We start from the raw sequence: 15,011 nt of genomic DNA, 5'->3' as shown, positions 1-15,011 counted from the left end.
TGATGGGGGTGTGGATGCCGATGCCGGCGGAGTGGTAGGCCTTGTCGGCCAGGGTGGGCAGGCCTTTGGTGGCGGCGGCGCACAGGGGGCCGATGATGCCGTGGGTGCGGGCGGCGTCGAGGTCGTTGTGTCGTCCGGGTAGGACCTCGGAGCACCACAGGGGGAATCCGTCGGCGGTGGCGAGGAACTGGATGTTGCCGCCGAAGGCGCGGTGTTTACCGGAGTACCAGCGGTGTACTGGTTGTCCGGCGGTGCGGCCTTTGGTTTTGATCACGGTTCCGGCGACGCGGGTGGTGCGGATCAGGGTGCCGTCCACGATGAGGTGGGTGTCTCCGGCGGCCAGCCGTTCGGTGAGTACCTCGGGCAGGTCGTGGGCCTGGGCGGCGAGCACGGTGATGCCTTCGTGCAGGTAGCGGTAGGCGGTAGCGACACCGATCCCGGAATCGGTAGCCAGCCGCGCTACCGGTGTGGCGTCGCGGAACCAGCGCAGGACCAGCACCGCCTGGGCGAAGGGCCCCAGCGCACGCCGCCCCCGCCGGGTCCCCACCGCCCGGCGATGCTCGGTCAGCAACTGCGCCACAAACTGCCCGATCGGGCGCGCGACATCCAGCGTGGCACGATACGTAATCACGGAGAGCCTCTGGTTCCTCAGACTTGGTCTTCAGCAAACCCAGTCACTACCAGAGGCTCTCCGCCTACCCCACACACCCCAAGATCAACTCACTGAGAAAACCTCAATGTGGCATTAGGGACGTTGGAGTACCCCAATGCCACATTGGGGACGTTGAAGTACCCCAATGCCACATTGGGGAACTACTTGGCCGGGCGCGGTCAGGTTGGCCGGGCGCGGTCAGGCGGCTTCGTCGATGATGTCGGCAAGGCGGGTGGCGAGGCGGGCACTGTCGACCGGTGCGACGGTCATCCAGTCCTCGTCGCCGCGGCCGGGAGCGACCGCGCCGAGGTAGGCGCCGACGTCGGTGACGAACCAGCTCACTCCACCGACCCGGCGCAACCGGCCGTTCTCGCGCATCCGCACCGAGAACTGGCCAGCGCCGAGTACCGGGCGAGCCTGGATCGCGAGGACCTCACGGATCTGCTGTTCGAACGCGGCCGACCCCGCGGCAGGGGATGTGGCGCCGCCGGCACCACCGCCGGCGAACACCGGGTCGCGTACCGCTGAACCCAGTGCGGACGCCGGCAGGCTGACGCCGTAGCCGGGGCCCGGCTCAAGGTCGGGCAGCACCCCGACGGCAGCGGGTACCAACTCGGTGTCGCGGATCTCCGAGAGCCCGATCGTGCGCCTCGGTTGTGCCGCGAGTACCGCTCGTCTGCCCGCCACCGCGGCGACCGCCCGCAACGGCTCGGCCTCCGCCATGTCGACGAGCGCCTCGCATTCGACGGTGAGATCGGCCGAGGCGAGCACCTCGAGCCGCGCACACAGATCCGGGTCCAGCTCGCCTTCGGTGCACAATCCGCGCTCGGTCAGGTTGGCGTAGACGTCCTGCCTGATCTCGGCGCGCTCCCCACGGGTACTGCCGACGCTGTGCACGAGCAGTGGCCCTGGAAGCTCCCGGTGCCCCAGATCGGCCCAGAGAATATCGAACGCCGAGGCTGAAACCCGGATCATGCAGCGCCCGACGTCAGGGGTGGTGGTGCACCGAAGGTCGCGGACGGCACGGCGGCCCGGAGTCCTGCGTCCCTGCCGTGCATCACGTCGATCGCCTTCTGTCGGGCGCTCTCGGACCGCGCGCGCAGAGTCGTCAGCGTGTCGGACAGACCGACCAGTCCGGCGATGTCGCCACTGAGCGCGGCCTCCCTGATCACCGCGCCCGGGTCGTACTCGACGGGCTCGGGCATCTCGGCCTTCGCCTTGGCCGAGATCGCCGCCTGCTGACTCACCGATTCTCCCAGCGCGGACGAGACTCCAGCGGCCTCGTCCGACCAGTCGCCCGCCCGTCCGAGCACCGTCCGCAATGCCTCACCGGCCGAGCCCTGCCACAGCTCGGTACTGCCTTCGGAAAGCCTGCGCAGCGACTCGGCCGAATCGCGCATCCGCGCGGCGAGGTCACTCCACTGCGCGCCGATCTCCCCCGCGGCCGCCGGATCGTTGCCCGCCTCCACCTCGGCCCGCATCGCGGCGTGGCTGTAGGACTCGTAGCGCCGGTCGGCACCTGGCACCTGTCGCTCGCTCATCGCGCACTCCCGTTCCCACTCACTGCCGGGGCAGTTTCGATGCGATCAGCCCGGCCACGGTGTCCGCGCGGTCACAGGCCTGCGCAGTGTCGGTGAAGGTGGTGTTGCTGACGTCGACGTGCACGGATCCGGACTCCCCCGCGGCGAGCAGTACGGCACAGGTGCCGTCGTCGGCGGATTCATCCGCGATACGCAGCGCCTCGCGTCCCTCGAACTCGGCTTGTTCCGCCGTCCCCGGCTCGACCTCGAGTTCGGTCAGTGCGGACTTCTCGTCGACGGTGATCGTCAGACCGAACACCCCTGGCTCGGTCCAGTCACAAGCCCGTGCCGATCCGACGGACTTCTCGCTGCCGAGGACGGTCAGCCCCGCGGTGGAACGTTCGGCGGGCGAGAGCAGTTCGCAAGGCCGCAGGCCGGCCAGACCCGATGCCGGGGCGTCGTCCGGAACGGTAGAAGCAGAGGTTTCGCTCGGCTCGGGCTCGGAGGACTCACTCGGCTCCGGGACGGCAGTGGCCGCGGCACCAGCCGTACCGGCCTCGCCGCCGCCGGCACACGCCACGGCCGCGAACAGCAGTACCGCCAGCGCGGACAGCACCACGCCGCGCCGAACAATCGCCATCGACTCAGCCGCCCGTGCAGTCGACACCGCGCACCGCGGCGTCGTCCTCGTCCTCGTAGCGGCGCAGGGCCCTGTCGATCTGGGACTTGAGATCCTCGATCTCCCTGCCGAACCGGGTGAGCGAGTCGACGGCCGACCCCTCCCCGCCGATTCCGTACTGCGCCATGAAGTCGCCGATCTCGCCCGCGTATCCGCCACCGAGCGGCACGGAACGACCCAGCACCTTGGCCTGCCGGACCATCTCCCCCACGACATCCTGCAGCTGACTCAACCGCTGAAAGGCGTCGGCGGCCAGTTCCGGCGCCACGGCGAACGCGCGTGCGTCGACCGGGACGCTCATCCCCACATCGCTCATGGTCGCGGATTACGCCTCTCCGTAGTCGAGCGGATCCGCTTCGAAGCATAGGCCAGAACCCACTGTCACGGGAGCCCCCAGGTCCGGGGCTCGTGATTCCCCCATCTGGCCTAGCCCTCGCCGTCGCGCAGTGTGATCGCAGGGTTCTCACACCACTTTCGCCCGGGTTTGACACACTTCGTGGCAGGCTTGTCCTCCAGGAGGACGGCCGAAACCGGAACGGGTGCTCCTCGCGCCCAGCGAAACATGCAAGGGCATCGGCACCAGGAGGTCGAGTGACGTCGAGAACGCAGGCTGCCGCGCCCAGCGAGCTGCACGAGCAGCAGACGACCGAGCACACCAGGTACGCGTCCACCGGCGCTCATCGGCAGCCCGGCGAGCAGGCACCCGCCGCGGGACTGAACGAACTGCACGATACGGCGCGCCGTATCGCGAGCAATGTGGAGCGAGTGCTGGTCGGTAAGCCGGACGTGGTCCGGATCGCGCTGGTCACGCTGCTCGCCGAGGGACACCTCCTCGTCGAGGACGTGCCCGGCGTCGGCAAGACCTCGCTGGCGAAGGCGCTGGCCCGGTCCATCGACTGCTCCGTCAGCCGGATCCAGTTCACTCCCGATCTGCTGCCAAGTGACGTCACCGGCGTCTCCATCTACAACCGGCAGACAACGGACTTCGAGTTCCGTCCCGGCCCGGTGTTCGCCAACATCGTCGTCGGTGACGAGATCAACAGGGCTTCCCCGAAGACCCAGTCGGCGCTGCTGGAGTGCATGGAGGAACACCAGGTCACGGTGGACACCACCACCTATCACCTGCACGCGCCCTTCATGGTGATCGCGACCCAGAACCCGATCGAGATGGAGGGCACCTACGCCCTTCCCGAAGCCCAGCGCGACCGGTTCACGGCACGAGTCTCGATCGGCTACCCCGACACCACGGCCGAGATGGCGATGGTTGACGAGCACGCGGGCCACAATCCGCTGGCTGACCTCCAGCCGGTGTCCGACGCGGCCACGGTCAGCCGCCTCGTACAGGCCGTCCGGAACGTGCACATCTCGGCGGAGGTCCGGCAGTACGCGGTCGAACTCGTGGCCGCCACCAGGCAGATCCCCGAGCTGCGGCTCGGCGCCTCGCCCCGCGCGACACTGCAGTTCGTCCGCTCGGCGCGGGCACAGGCGGCGCTGTCCGGGCGTGAGTTCGTCGTCCCGGACGATCTGCACGCCGTCGCGATCCCCGTGCTCGCCCACCGGCTCGTCCTCACCACCGAGGCGCACGCCGCACGCCGTTCGGCCACCGACGTCATCCGAACCATCCTGCAGCGCGTCCCCGTTCCCACCGGCCCCGCGGGCAACGGGCACCCAAGGCGTTGACGGTGCCGCGCGAGGCGCCCAGCCCCGCGCACCCAGTGAAGAGGACTCCAGATGTTGCGCGCACTGTCCGGTCTCACCACCCGCGGCCGTTGCCTGCTCGCCGCCGGTGCGGCCGCCGCGGTCTGCGCGGCGGTACTGAACGAACGGGACCTGCTGCGGGTAGCTCTGTTCGTCGTCGCTCTCCCGCTGCTGATCGCGGTGTTCGTCTCCGCGGCCAGGGTGCGAATGGGTGCGATGCGCACCCTGCTGCCGGAGCGGGTCTCGGTGGGCCAATCGGGAGAGATCCAGCTCGACCTGTGGCGCAGCGGCAAACTGCCGGGCGGTGAACTGCTCCTCGAGGACGGCGTGCCCTACGCACTCGGTTCGCGGCCGCGGTTCGTCATCGAGCGGTTGCCCCAGCATCGGGTGGTGGCCCTGCGCTACCCCGTCCAGCCGGTGCTGCGCGGGATCCAGCAGGTCGGACCACTGCGCGCGACGATCACCGACCCGTTCGGCCTGTGCGAGTTCGAGCGGGAACTGATCGGTCACTCCCGCCTGCTCGTCGTGCCCACCGTGGCCGGTCTGCGTGGCCTGCCCACCGGCGCGGGCATCGGTTCCGGCGACGACGGAAGCGTCCGGCTGCACGCCGGCCAGGGTGAACCCGATGTGATCGTCCGCCAGTACCGACAGGGCGACGACCTGCGAAAGGTGCACTGGCGATCGACCGCGCGCCGCGATGAGATCATGGTGCGCGTCGAGGAGCGGCCGTGGCGGGGCGGAACGACCGTGCTGCTCGACCACAGGGCCGCGGCGCATCACGGCACCGGCCCCACGGCCAGTATCGAGTGGGCGGTGTCCTTCGCCGCGAGCATCTGCCTGCACCTGCGCCGCTCCGGTCATCGGGTACGACTGATGAGCGAGCACGGCAAGCTGCTCGCCGACACACCGGGCGAGGGCGGTGAGCACTACGACAACCAGGTGCTCGACGCGCTCGCCGCTCTGCAGCCCACCCACCAGCGCGACATCACCTGTGCGTACGACGTGGCGGAAGGCCAGGAACTCATCGCGGTTCTCGGCACCGTGAGCAATGATTCGGTGCACGAACTCACCCGGTACCGCCCGAGGGGCGTCCGCAGCCTCGCCGTACTGCTCGACACCCCGGCATGGTCGGCGGGCGTCAGCGCCCCGCAACAGCGCGCCGCGGCCACCGAGGAGTCCGCCGCCCTGCTGCGCGCGGCCGGGTGGGGCGTCGTGGTGGTCGGTCCTGGTAGCCCGATGCCACAGGTGTGGTCCGAACTCTGCCGCAGTGCCGCATCGCGCGGCGGCGCACTGATCGGTGGTACCCCATGACCAGCCCACCCATCCTGCACACCCCCACGCCACGGCCGGCCCGGCCGCCGTTGACCTGGGGCAGTTCCCTGCTCGCACCGCTCGCGGCCGGGCTTGCCACCGTCTGCGCCTCGACCTCGTTGACCGGAGTGGTCCGCGGGTGGGCCTGGCTCGGTTACGTGATCGTCGCGGTAGTACTGGTGTCCTGCACGGGCCTGGCGCTGCGCTCGGTCCGCACGCCCACGGTGGTGGTCGGCCTGGCGCAGCTTGCCGTACTGACCTTCCTGGTCACCGGCGTCTTCACCAGTAGCGGAATCGCCGCGATCATTCCCGGGCCCGCCGCCCTCGCCGAACTCGGCGATGTTCTGGCCGCCTCGTTCGAGCAGATTCGCACCGGCCTGCCACCGGTCGACTCGAGCACGCCGATCCTCTGCCTGGTCACGATCGCGATCGGCCTGGTCGCGATCCTGGTCGACACGCTGGCGGTCGCCGCGGCCGCACCCGCCGCAACCGGCCTGATCCTGCTGTGCGTGTACGCGGTCCCCGCCTCGCTGTCCGATTCGATGCTGCCCTGGTGGACCTTCGCCCTCGGCGCGGCCGCCTTCGCCGGACTACTCGCCGTCGACGGAAGCCACCGGCACCGCAGCTGGCGCAACCGGGACGCGCCAGGGCTCGGCGGTTCCCCGAGGACGGCGGCCACACCGATCGCTGTGGTGTGCGTGGCACTGGTCGTCGGTCTCGGGGCCGGCTCGGCGGTGACGGCGATCGGCACGGTCGGCAGGCTGCCCGGAGCGGGCGTCGGCAGCCAGGGGCCGGTCAACGGAGGCCTCGGCGTCAACCCGTTCACTTCCATGCGCGGAATGCTCGACCAGGGGCCGAACGTCGAACTGTTCCGGGTCCGCGGGATGAACAACGACAAGCGGCTGCTGCGTGCCTTCACCCTCGACACCTACCGGCCGAATCAGGGCTGGGGGCTGCCCGACGGCGCGATGCCCGCTGGTGTGCCCGCCGAAGGACCGTTGCCGCGCGCACCGGGCGACGACGGCGAGAGCGACACCAGGACGATCCAGATCGAGCCGATCAACTGGGTGGACGTCTGGCTCCCGGTGTACGGCGATCCGCGGAAACTGCTCAACCTCGCCCCTGGCTGGTTTTACGACAGGGACAGCGCGGCGGTGTTCCGGGAGCGCAGGCAGAAGCCCGCGCCCTACATCGTGGAGACCTCGCTCGCGGAACCGAGCAAGAGCGAGTTGCGCGGCGCTGATCCGCAGACCGACGAGATCTCTCCCGCGTACACGTCGACCTCGGGAATCGACCGGCGGGTCACCGAACTCGCGAGCGACCTGACCGAGGGCGAGATCACCAACTTCGACAAGGCAACGGCTTTGTGGGAGTACTTCACCGGGCCGGAGAGCGGGTTCACCTACGACACGCAGACGGCCGCTGCCGCGGATTCCGACGCGCTGGCTGACTTCCTGTTCAACGGCAAGCGCGGATTCTGCGAGCAGTTCGCTTCCGCGATGGCGGTGATGCTGCGCTCGCAGGGCATCCCTTCGCGCGTCGCGATCGGCTTCACCACCGGGTACACCACGGCCGACTACCGCTCGATCACCTCCCAGGACGCGCACGCCTGGGTCGAGGTGTACTTCGGTGACAGGGGCTGGGTTTCCTTCGATCCGACGCCGCTGGCCGACGGCCGGGGGTATCTGCCCAGCTACCTGCAGACCGACGAGGCCGACTCGGACTCCCCCGCCGACACCGGGGAGGACGCCGCCGAGACCTCCTCCACGTCGACCGCGGCAGCCGGCCAGGAGGACGACGAGGACGCCCTCGCCGGCGCGTCCGGCACCGATCAGTCGAACTTCCTCAAGCAGGCGCCGGCCTGGACCGGCTGGGGGGCACTGCTCACCGCACTGTCCGCTCTGCTGCTGACGATGGCGACCGTGTTCCTCGGCCGGCGGGCCAGCGTCCTCGGCCGTGGGCAAGGCGCTGTCCCGCGCTGGTTGCCGCCTTCGGTGGCAGCGCTGTGGCTGCTCTCGATCGTGCTCGCGGGCTGGCAGGTCCACTGGGTTTTCGCGCTCGCACTGCTGATCGTCGCAGGGGTGGCGCTGCTGCCATCGGCGTTCAGGGAGATCCAGCGTAGGCGCAGGCTGCACACCATCGCGAGCGGCCGCGGCACCGCGGCCAATGCCGCATGGGAGGAGCTGCTGGACGAATGTGCCGACCGGGGCATCTCGATCCCGCGTAGCGACACGGTCCGCCTCGCCGCGCAGAAGGTGGCGAGCCGGCATCACCTCGACGATGCGGGACGCGACGACCTCAGGACAGTGGTGGGCGGGGTGGAGCGCTCGTGGTACAGCCCCGCCGCTCCGGAGGACCCGGACTTCGCGAAGGCCTTCAACGGACTGCGGGAGAGCCTGCGCCGTACCGCTCCGATGTCCTGGCGCGGCCGGTTGCTACCCCGTTCGATCCTGCGCCGCCGCGCCTGAGCCACCCGGACGGGTCCGGCTCCGGCGCGATCCGGCCACAGCACTGCCCGATCGAGCGTCGAACCCGGTACACAGAACGGCGCCCCGGTTGTGCGACACACAACCGGGGCAGTGTGAAACACAACCGGGGCGGCGAACCAGAACTCTCGGAAAGGCAGCGGGGGCGAGCGCTAGCGGTCGTCGAAACGCTGGCGGAACCGGTCCTCCATGCGCTGGGTGAACGAACTCCGCCGCGGTTCCTGTTTCCGGCCAGCAGGGGTGGCTTCTGTTTCCTCCGCGCCCTCGGCCTCGCCGTGCTGTCGCACGGAAGTGACGGCAAGCAGGACTCCGAAGAACATCACCAGGAACCCGAGCACGCTCACGAGCGGGATCTCGGCGACCCGAAACGGCACCACAACACCCAGCACTAGCAGGGCGACACCGACGACGAACAGGGCTACCCCTTGGACGCGCCTGCGGCGAGCTGGGCGTCGCAACCTGGTGCCGCGCACCGTTGACGCGAACTTGGGGTCCTCGGCATAGAGCTCGCGCTCGATCTGGTCGAGCAGCCGCTGCTCATGCTCGGAGAGTGGCATCTTTCCTCCTCCGGCACAGCTGTCGCGGGCGCCGGGCCGCGCAACGTCGTGGACCCAACAGACACTCCCGGTCGGGGTGTCATCTACCAGGATACGAGCCTCGCGCTCCGACGACTACCCGATCCCGCAGGAACCGCTGAACGTTTTCCCGGATAAGCTGTTCAGCCGCCAATTTCCGGGCTTTTGGTCCCCTGTTCAGGTGTGCCGGAGCCTGTCCAAGAACGTACCTCAGACGACAGCAGGGACGCTGGGCGGACGGCGGCGGCGCCGAACTTCGACCTCGCCACATCCGCCGCCACCTCGGCATCCCGCCAGCGCGGTTCCGGGCCGTCAAAACTGAGCTGTTCGGCCGCCGCCGCGTCGCCGAGGCCCTCGACCCGCACCCCGATAAGCCGTACCGCCCCGGTAGGGGCATGCTCGGTGAGCAGTGCGACGGCGGTGGAGTGGATCTCTCTCGCGACGTCAGTCGCGGAGGCGAGCGTCCTGGCCCTGGTGATCGTCCTGAAGTCCGCGAACCGCACCTTGACCGACACCGTGCGCCCCCGCAGCCCCCTGCCCCGCAACGTTGCGGCCACCCGCTCGGACAGCCGCAGCAATTCGCGGCCGAGAACATGGCGGTCGTGCTGGTCCACGTCGAAGGTCCGCTCCGCGCCCAGCGACTTGTCGGGCGAATCAGGCACCACCCCCCGGCCGTCGCGGCCGTTCGCCAGCGCGTACAGGTGCTCCCCCACCGCACCGAGCGACCGGCGCAGCCGCTCCGGTGGCGCCGCTGCCACAGCGCCGACGGTGTCCAGGCCGAGATGGCGCAACTGTTCCTCCGTGCGCTTTCCGACGCCCCACAGCGCCGATACCGGCAGCGGATGGAGGAAGTCGAGCACCGCCGCGCGCGGCACCACGACCATGCCGTCGGGTTTGGCCATGCCGGAAGCCAGTTTCGCCACGAACTTCACCCCGGCCACGCCGACGGAACAGGCGATGCCGTGCTCCTCGACCACGCGCGCACGGATGTCGGCCCCGAGCTCTGCTGACGTGCGTCCCAGCCGCCGGAGCGCCCCGCTCACGTCAAGAAACGCCTCGTCCAAGCTCAGCGGCTCCACCAGCGGGGTCAGTTCACGGAAGATGGCCATCACTCCACGGGACACCTCGGCGTAGAGCCCGCTGGTGGGCGGGAGGTACACGGCGTTCGGGCACAGCCTGCGAGCGGTGCCAACGGGTATCGCCGAACGCACGCCGTAGCCGCGGGCAAGGTAGTTGGCCGAGAGCACCACCGATCGCGGGCCCGCTCCGGCGACGACAACCGGCTTGTCCACGAGTTCGGGCCGGGTCCGCAGCTCCACGGCCGCGAAGAACGCGTCCATGTCCACGTGCAGGAACCCACAACCGGTGTCATCCGGCCAGGTGTGGCGCTGCGCCGCCTCGTCGACGCGGAACCGCGCGAACTCGCCCGGCAACCCCGCATTGCGTCCCATGGCTCACACGCTAGCCCGCCCGTCACCCAGCCACCGCCCCCGTCACCGTCACCGAGACGCTTCGCGCCACTAGCCCGGCCCGTCGCCCAGCCACCGCCCCCGTCATCGAGACGCTTCGCGCCATGACCCCGTGCGGGCGGCGTGCGGGTGTGTGGAGTCAGCGCGGGCGACGGGCCAGCGCGTGCAACCGGCTGGCGATGTCGCGTAGCGGCGGGGTGTCGGCGGCCGCCGCCTCGAACTCGGCCAGTTCACCCTCCCAGGAGGCCACCGCGTCGGCCGCGTCCTGGTCGTCGAGCGCGACACCCTGCACCGCGTCGGGCATCACCCCGTCACCCTGCAGCAGGATCAGTTCCAGTCCGGCGCCGGCGAGCAGGGACTCGAGACCGGGGGTGTCGAGCCTGCGCAACACGGTCTCACCGTCCTCCGACAACACGCCAAGGGGCTCGGCCAGCAACTGCCTGGCCTCGGCCAGCCTGCCTGCCAGCGCCCGGTGCAGCACGGCGGCATGCCGGTTGGCCACCAGCACGGATACGGCACCACCAGGGGCGACCGCCTCAGCCAGCGCGCGCATGGTGGCCACCGGATCGTCCACGACCTCCAGCAGCCCGTGTGCCAGCACGAGGTCCGCCGAACCGGCCGGCACATGCGCTCCGAGCGCGTCGGAGTCGTCGGCGACCACACTGATCCGATCCGCGACCTGCACCTCCTCCGCCCTGCGTTGCAGGGTGGCCAGTGCGTTCGGGTTCGGCTCGACCACGGTGACCAGGCATCCGGCCGAGGCGAAGGGCACTGCCCACACCCCGCTACCGCCACCGACGTCGACCACCCTCGGCCGCTCGACACCCCGGGCTCGGGCCTGTGCCAGCTCGGCTTCCAGCGCTCGCCGCACCGCCGCTGATCCGCGCGCCGCCGCGGTGTCCGTTCTCATGGGCAGACAGCGTAGTGGTGTCCCTCTGGGCGCCGCAGCCAGTCACCGCCAGAAGCGACCGCGACCCTCGTCACCAGCCATGGAACCCGGGCCGGGCGCGCCGCCGATTAAATTCGCCACCTTGCCGGGAGGCAGGCTGGGCGACAGACCGTAGGCTGGTCGCTGTGCACACGGTCGCCGTACTCAGCCTCAAGGGAGGCGTCGGCAAAACGACGGTCGCGCTCGGGATCGCCTCCGCAGCGCTGCGCAGGGGCACGCGCACACTTGTCGCGGACCTCGACCCGCAGGGCAACGCGACGGCTTCGCTGGACCCGCCGTTGACGGAGTCGACGCTCGCCGACGTGCTCGAGACGCCGCACAGGGCGGTGCTGGAGAAAGCCATCGAGACGAGCGCCTGGAGCGAACTGCTCGACGTGCTGGTCGGGTCCGAGGAGCTGGAGCTGCTCAACGAGCCGGGACCGACCGGCCGCCGGATGGAGAACCTGTCGCGCGCGCTCGACGAAATGCACGACAAGCCGAGGGGCGACCCCTACGAGCTCGCGATCCTCGACTGCCCGCCCTCGCTGGGCAGGCTGACCCGTTCGGCGCTCATTGCGGCGGACACCGCGCTGCTGGTCACCGAGCCGACGATGTACGCGGTCGCGGGCGCCGAACGCGCTCTGGAGGCCATCGAGGCCATCCGGGCGGACCAGAACCCGCACCTGCGGCCGGTAGGCGTGCTGGTCAACCGGCTACGGGTGCGCTCGTACGAGCACCAGTACCGGATCGCGGAGCTGCGCGAATCCTTCGGCAGGCTGGTGATGCCCACCGCGATCCCGGACCGGCTCGCGATCCAGCAGGCACAGGGCGCGTGCACCCCGATCCACGAGTGGCATTCGCCTGGGGCACAGGAGATCGCCCTGACCTTCAACATGGTGCTGGCGAAGATCCTGCGCTCGAACCGCTCTGGCAGGCACCGGCTGGACCGCGAGGGCGAAGAAGAGATCGCCGGTCCCCCCGAGCCGGATGACACGGAGTCGACCTCGGAGTTCCCCGCCGTGCGCGAGTACGCCGAACCCGAGACCGGGTAGTCCGTGCCCGAGGGCGACACCGTCTTCCGCACCGGGCGCACGGTCGAGCGGGCGCTCGCGGGCCGGCGCCTCGTCCGGGGCGAGTTCCGCCATCCGGCACTGGCCACGGTGGATCTCAGCGGCCGGGACGTGTTCGGGGTCCGGACGGTAGGCAAACACCTGTTCACCCGGTTCTCCGGCGATCTGAGCCTGCACAGTCACCTTCGTATGGATGGTTCGTGGCAGGTGTATCCGGCGGGCGCGCGGTGGCGGCTGCCAGCGCATCACGCCCGGGTCGTGCTGGCCACCGCGGAGGTCCAGGCGGTGGGCTTCCGGCTGCACGACCTGCGCCTGCTGCCCACCGGCGACGAAGCCACCCTCGTCGGCCACCTCGGCCCGGATCTGCTGGATCCGGACTGGTCGGACGACGATCACGGAAGCCGTGCCACCGCGGCCCTGGCGGCGCAGCCGAGCCGCGAACTCGGACTGGCCCTGCTGGACCAGCGGATCATGGCCGGGGTCGGCAACCTGTACAAGGTGGAGATCTGCTTCCTGCTCGGAGTCTCACCCTGGACCCCGGTGAGCGAGGTCGAACCGGCCCGGGTGGTCACACTCGCCAGGAAGCTGCTGCTGGCTAACGCGTGGCGGCACCACCAGTCCACGACCGGTGAACTCGCGCGGGGCAGGCGCAACTGGGTGTACGAGCGCAGCAGACAGGGTTGTTTCCGCTGCGGCGGCCGAGTACTCGTCCGCACCCAGGGCAGCGGCGTGCAGGGCAGGCCGACGTGGTTCTGCCCGCGTTGCCAGCCGGGCCCCTCGCCCGCCGCCTGAAGGCCGCTCACCGCGCACTTTCCCGGGAAAGTGCGACTCCTCGGGACGGGTCCTCGTTCGGGAGTCCGCGCGTGTTCGCGGAGCGCGAAGCACACCGCCGAAATCTGGTTGCCGTGCCGCGAAGTTTTCGCCTAGCGTTGCGGGTACACGAGAAGGGAGGTGGTCCGAAGTTGATTAACTACAGGACTCGTGAGGTGACTGTCCGTTAGCGGACAGCGTGATGGACTGACGCAGGGACCGCTTCCGACCACCTGTCGGCTCGTCACCTGCCGTCGCGTGTGTGCCTGCTGACGAATACCAGGCAGTCACCCAGCCCCCGACGTTTCCGAGTACCAGTCCGACTCGGGCCCGAACGGCTGACGACGTTCGGGAGTCACGTCGGGGGCTGCCCCATTTCTCCGGACGTCATCCAGGCCCTTGTCCGGCCGCCAGGCCGCATACGGGATCATGGACGCGTGCTCTTCGACAGGCTTCTGCGTCCCGCGATGTACCGGCTCAGCCACAACGACCCGGAAGTGGTGCACGAACGCACCGTTCGCGCGCTGAGCACCCTGTCCGGCCTGCCCCCCGCACTCGCGGGACTGCAACGGCTCTATCGCGTCGACTCCCCGGCAACGGTGCTGGGCCTGCGTTTCCCGAATCGGGTCGGCCTCGCCGCCGGAATGGACAAGGACGGCCGCGCCCTGACCGCCTGGCCCGCGCTCGGTTTCGGGTTCGTCGAGGTCGGGACCGTCACCCGGCTCCCGCAGCCGGGGAACCCGCGCCCGCGGTTGTTCCAGCTGACCGAGACCGACGCGATCATCAACCGGATGGGCTTCAACAACGCGGGCGCGGAGGCACTGGCGCAACGCCTCGCCACCAGCGGCACGCCGTCGGTGCCGCTCGGGATCAGCATCGGCAAGTCCAAGGCCGCCGCGCTGGAGGACGCTGTGGCGGACTATCAGGCCTCGCTGCGGACGTTGCACCCGTACGCCGGCTACTTCGCCGTGAACGTCAGTTCTCCCAACACGCCGGGATTGCGTGCACTGCAGGACCGCGGCGCGCTCGCCGAACTCCTCGCTGAGTTGCGAACGACGTCCGCCGATCTCGCCCACCGTGCTGGCCGGGCACCCACCCCGCTACTGGTCAAGGTGGCCCCGGACCTCACCGATGAGGCCCTGGGAGAACTCCTGGACGTCTGTACGGAGCACGGCGTGGCCGGAGTCATCGCCACCAACACGACCCTGTCCAGGGAGGGACTCGCCGCGGCCGACAGCCGGCTGGCCGAGGAGACCGGCGGATTGTCCGGTCGGCCGCTGGCCGATCGTTCCCGGGAGGTGGTGCGGTTCGTGCACCGGCACACCGGCGGTGAGCTGCCGATCATCGGTGTCGGCGGCATTCTCGGCCCGCGCGAAGCAGAGCTGATGTTCGAGGCCGGGGCGAGTCTCTTACAGCTCTACACCGGTTTCGCGCTGCACGGTCCCGGCCTGGTCAAACGGGTCAACCGGGCACTGGCCGGGCTTTGAGCGGGCATTGAGCGGTTGATCACAGTCTGTTGCCGGATTTCCTGCTCTTTCCACCTTCGGGTGGTTCGTTAACCGCACCACCATTGTCGAACGTTTGTTCGATATAATCTGTGGCGTGACGGCATTCATCGAGATCAGCAGTGTGGCGGGGACCCTGTTCCTGCCCGCTGATCTGGTGCGCCCGGCGCCGTTCACCGAGCAGCAGTGGGCCGATCACCGGCTACTGACCCGGACTGCCGAGGACGTCGCCGCGCTGGACGACGACGGTGCCGTCGAGGCGGTGGCCGCCGCCCGGCGGTTACGAGCCCGCGCGGATGCCGCGGAGG

Annotated in this window: 15 protein-coding genes; 7 read left to right on the top strand and 8 right to left on the bottom strand. The window is 69.9% G+C overall.

The window, feature by feature from the left end:
- The 5 genes from D0C15_RS32740 to D0C15_RS32720 all read right to left on the bottom strand — a co-directional run.
- A partial coding sequence (locus tag D0C15_RS32740) for a transposase family protein (RefSeq protein WP_116051935.1) occupies window positions 1-631 on the bottom strand: 631 nt, incomplete at its 3' end.
- 219 nt (window positions 632-850) lie between these two features.
- Window positions 851-1,627, bottom strand: coding sequence for an ESX secretion-associated protein EspG (locus tag D0C15_RS32735; RefSeq protein WP_116051934.1), 777 nt, complete (start codon window positions 1,625-1,627; stop codon window positions 851-853).
- Window positions 1,624-2,193 (bottom strand): PPE domain-containing protein, encoded by a 570-nt coding sequence (locus D0C15_RS32730; RefSeq protein WP_116051933.1) that lies wholly within the window; start codon window positions 2,191-2,193, stop codon window positions 1,624-1,626. Before D0C15_RS32730 ends, D0C15_RS32735 begins: the two co-directional genes overlap by 4 nt.
- Before the next feature lie 19 nt (window positions 2,194-2,212).
- Entirely contained in the window at window positions 2,213-2,812 is a 600-nt protein-coding gene (locus D0C15_RS32725; RefSeq protein ID WP_116051936.1) for a DUF3558 family protein, read from the bottom strand.
- Window positions 2,813-2,816: 4 nt separating this feature from the next.
- The gene (locus D0C15_RS32720) at window positions 2,817-3,167 is read right to left on the bottom strand and encodes a hypothetical protein (protein ID WP_116051932.1); all 351 of its coding nucleotides are present in this window, start codon (window positions 3,165-3,167) and stop codon (window positions 2,817-2,819) included.
- 275 nt (window positions 3,168-3,442) lie between these two features.
- Here D0C15_RS32720 and D0C15_RS32715 point away from each other — a divergent pair, with 275 nt between their 5' ends.
- From D0C15_RS32715 to D0C15_RS32705, 3 genes are read left to right on the top strand one after another with little or no spacing between them, the layout of a single operon-like run.
- Complete coding sequence (locus tag D0C15_RS32715) at window positions 3,443-4,531, top strand: AAA family ATPase (RefSeq protein WP_116051931.1); 1,089 nt, start codon at window positions 3,443-3,445, stop codon at window positions 4,529-4,531.
- A 51-nt stretch (window positions 4,532-4,582) separates the two neighbouring features.
- Window positions 4,583-5,860 carry a DUF58 domain-containing protein gene (locus D0C15_RS32710; RefSeq protein WP_116051930.1) on the top strand — a complete coding sequence of 426 codons (1,278 nt, stop codon included), beginning with the start codon at window positions 4,583-4,585 and terminating at the stop codon, window positions 5,858-5,860.
- A complete protein-coding gene (locus tag D0C15_RS32705; protein WP_116051929.1) occupies window positions 5,857-8,328 on the top strand; it encodes a transglutaminase TgpA family protein in 2,472 nt (823 codons plus the stop codon). Before D0C15_RS32710 ends, D0C15_RS32705 begins: the two co-directional genes overlap by 4 nt.
- Before the next feature lie 170 nt (window positions 8,329-8,498).
- On the opposite strand, the gene D0C15_RS32700 is transcribed toward D0C15_RS32705, so the two are convergent.
- From D0C15_RS32700 to D0C15_RS32690, 3 genes are all read right to left on the bottom strand, one after another.
- The gene (locus D0C15_RS32700) at window positions 8,499-8,903 is read right to left on the bottom strand and encodes a DUF3040 domain-containing protein (RefSeq protein ID WP_116051928.1); all 405 of its coding nucleotides are present in this window, start codon (window positions 8,901-8,903) and stop codon (window positions 8,499-8,501) included.
- Window positions 8,904-9,064: 161 nt separating this feature from the next.
- Window positions 9,065-10,372 carry a DNA polymerase IV gene (gene dinB, locus D0C15_RS32695; RefSeq protein WP_116051927.1) on the bottom strand — a complete coding sequence of 436 codons (1,308 nt, stop codon included), beginning with the start codon at window positions 10,370-10,372 and terminating at the stop codon, window positions 9,065-9,067.
- Window positions 10,373-10,529: 157 nt separating this feature from the next.
- The gene (locus D0C15_RS32690; protein WP_116051926.1) at window positions 10,530-11,300 is read right to left on the bottom strand and encodes a methyltransferase domain-containing protein; all 771 of its coding nucleotides are present in this window, start codon (window positions 11,298-11,300) and stop codon (window positions 10,530-10,532) included.
- Window positions 11,301-11,464: 164 nt separating this feature from the next.
- Between D0C15_RS32690 and D0C15_RS32685 the strand changes: the two genes are divergently transcribed.
- The 4 genes from D0C15_RS32685 to D0C15_RS32670 all read left to right on the top strand — a co-directional run.
- A complete protein-coding gene (locus tag D0C15_RS32685) occupies window positions 11,465-12,370 on the top strand; it encodes a ParA family protein (protein WP_116051925.1) in 906 nt (301 codons plus the stop codon).
- A gap of 3 nt (window positions 12,371-12,373) precedes the next feature.
- Window positions 12,374-13,180, top strand: coding sequence for an Fpg/Nei family DNA glycosylase (locus D0C15_RS32680; protein WP_116051924.1), 807 nt, complete (start codon window positions 12,374-12,376; stop codon window positions 13,178-13,180).
- Window positions 13,181-13,635: 455 nt separating this feature from the next.
- The gene (locus D0C15_RS32675) at window positions 13,636-14,685 is read left to right on the top strand and encodes a quinone-dependent dihydroorotate dehydrogenase (RefSeq protein ID WP_116051923.1); all 1,050 of its coding nucleotides are present in this window, start codon (window positions 13,636-13,638) and stop codon (window positions 14,683-14,685) included.
- A 115-nt stretch (window positions 14,686-14,800) separates the two neighbouring features.
- On the top strand, window positions 14,801-15,011 hold a 211-nt coding region (locus D0C15_RS32670), incomplete at its 3' end, for a hypothetical protein (protein WP_162830364.1).

Origin of the sequence: Amycolatopsis palatopharyngis (assembly GCF_003385185.1) — a bacterium.
GTDB classification, from domain to species: Bacteria; Actinomycetota; Actinomycetes; order Mycobacteriales; family Pseudonocardiaceae; genus Amycolatopsis; species Amycolatopsis palatopharyngis.
Note: the sequence above shows the minus strand (reverse complement) of the source record. Positions and strands in the feature narration are given on the sequence as shown.

Bases quoted from the DNA above. Each gene is read 5' to 3' on its own strand.
- D0C15_RS32735 (WP_116051934.1), bottom strand. From the start codon at position 1,627: ATGATCCGGGTTTCAGCCTCGGCGTTCGATATTCTCTGGGCCGATCTG.
- D0C15_RS32730 (WP_116051933.1), bottom strand. From the start codon at position 2,193: ATGAGCGAGCGACAGGTGCCAGGTGCCGACCGGCGCTACGAGTCCTAC.
- D0C15_RS32725 (WP_116051936.1), bottom strand. From the start codon at position 2,812: ATGGCGATTGTTCGGCGCGGCGTGGTGCTGTCCGCGCTGGCGGTACTG.
- D0C15_RS32720 (WP_116051932.1), bottom strand. From the start codon at position 3,167: ATGAGCGATGTGGGGATGAGCGTCCCGGTCGACGCACGCGCGTTCGCC.
- D0C15_RS32710 (WP_116051930.1), top strand. From the start codon at position 4,583: ATGTTGCGCGCACTGTCCGGTCTCACCACCCGCGGCCGTTGCCTGCTC.
- D0C15_RS32705 (WP_116051929.1), top strand. From the start codon at position 5,857: ATGACCAGCCCACCCATCCTGCACACCCCCACGCCACGGCCGGCCCGG.
- D0C15_RS32700 (WP_116051928.1), bottom strand. From the start codon at position 8,903: ATGCCACTCTCCGAGCATGAGCAGCGGCTGCTCGACCAGATCGAGCGC.
- dinB (WP_116051927.1), bottom strand. From the start codon at position 10,372: ATGGGACGCAATGCGGGGTTGCCGGGCGAGTTCGCGCGGTTCCGCGTC.
- D0C15_RS32690 (WP_116051926.1), bottom strand. From the start codon at position 11,300: ATGAGAACGGACACCGCGGCGGCGCGCGGATCAGCGGCGGTGCGGCGA.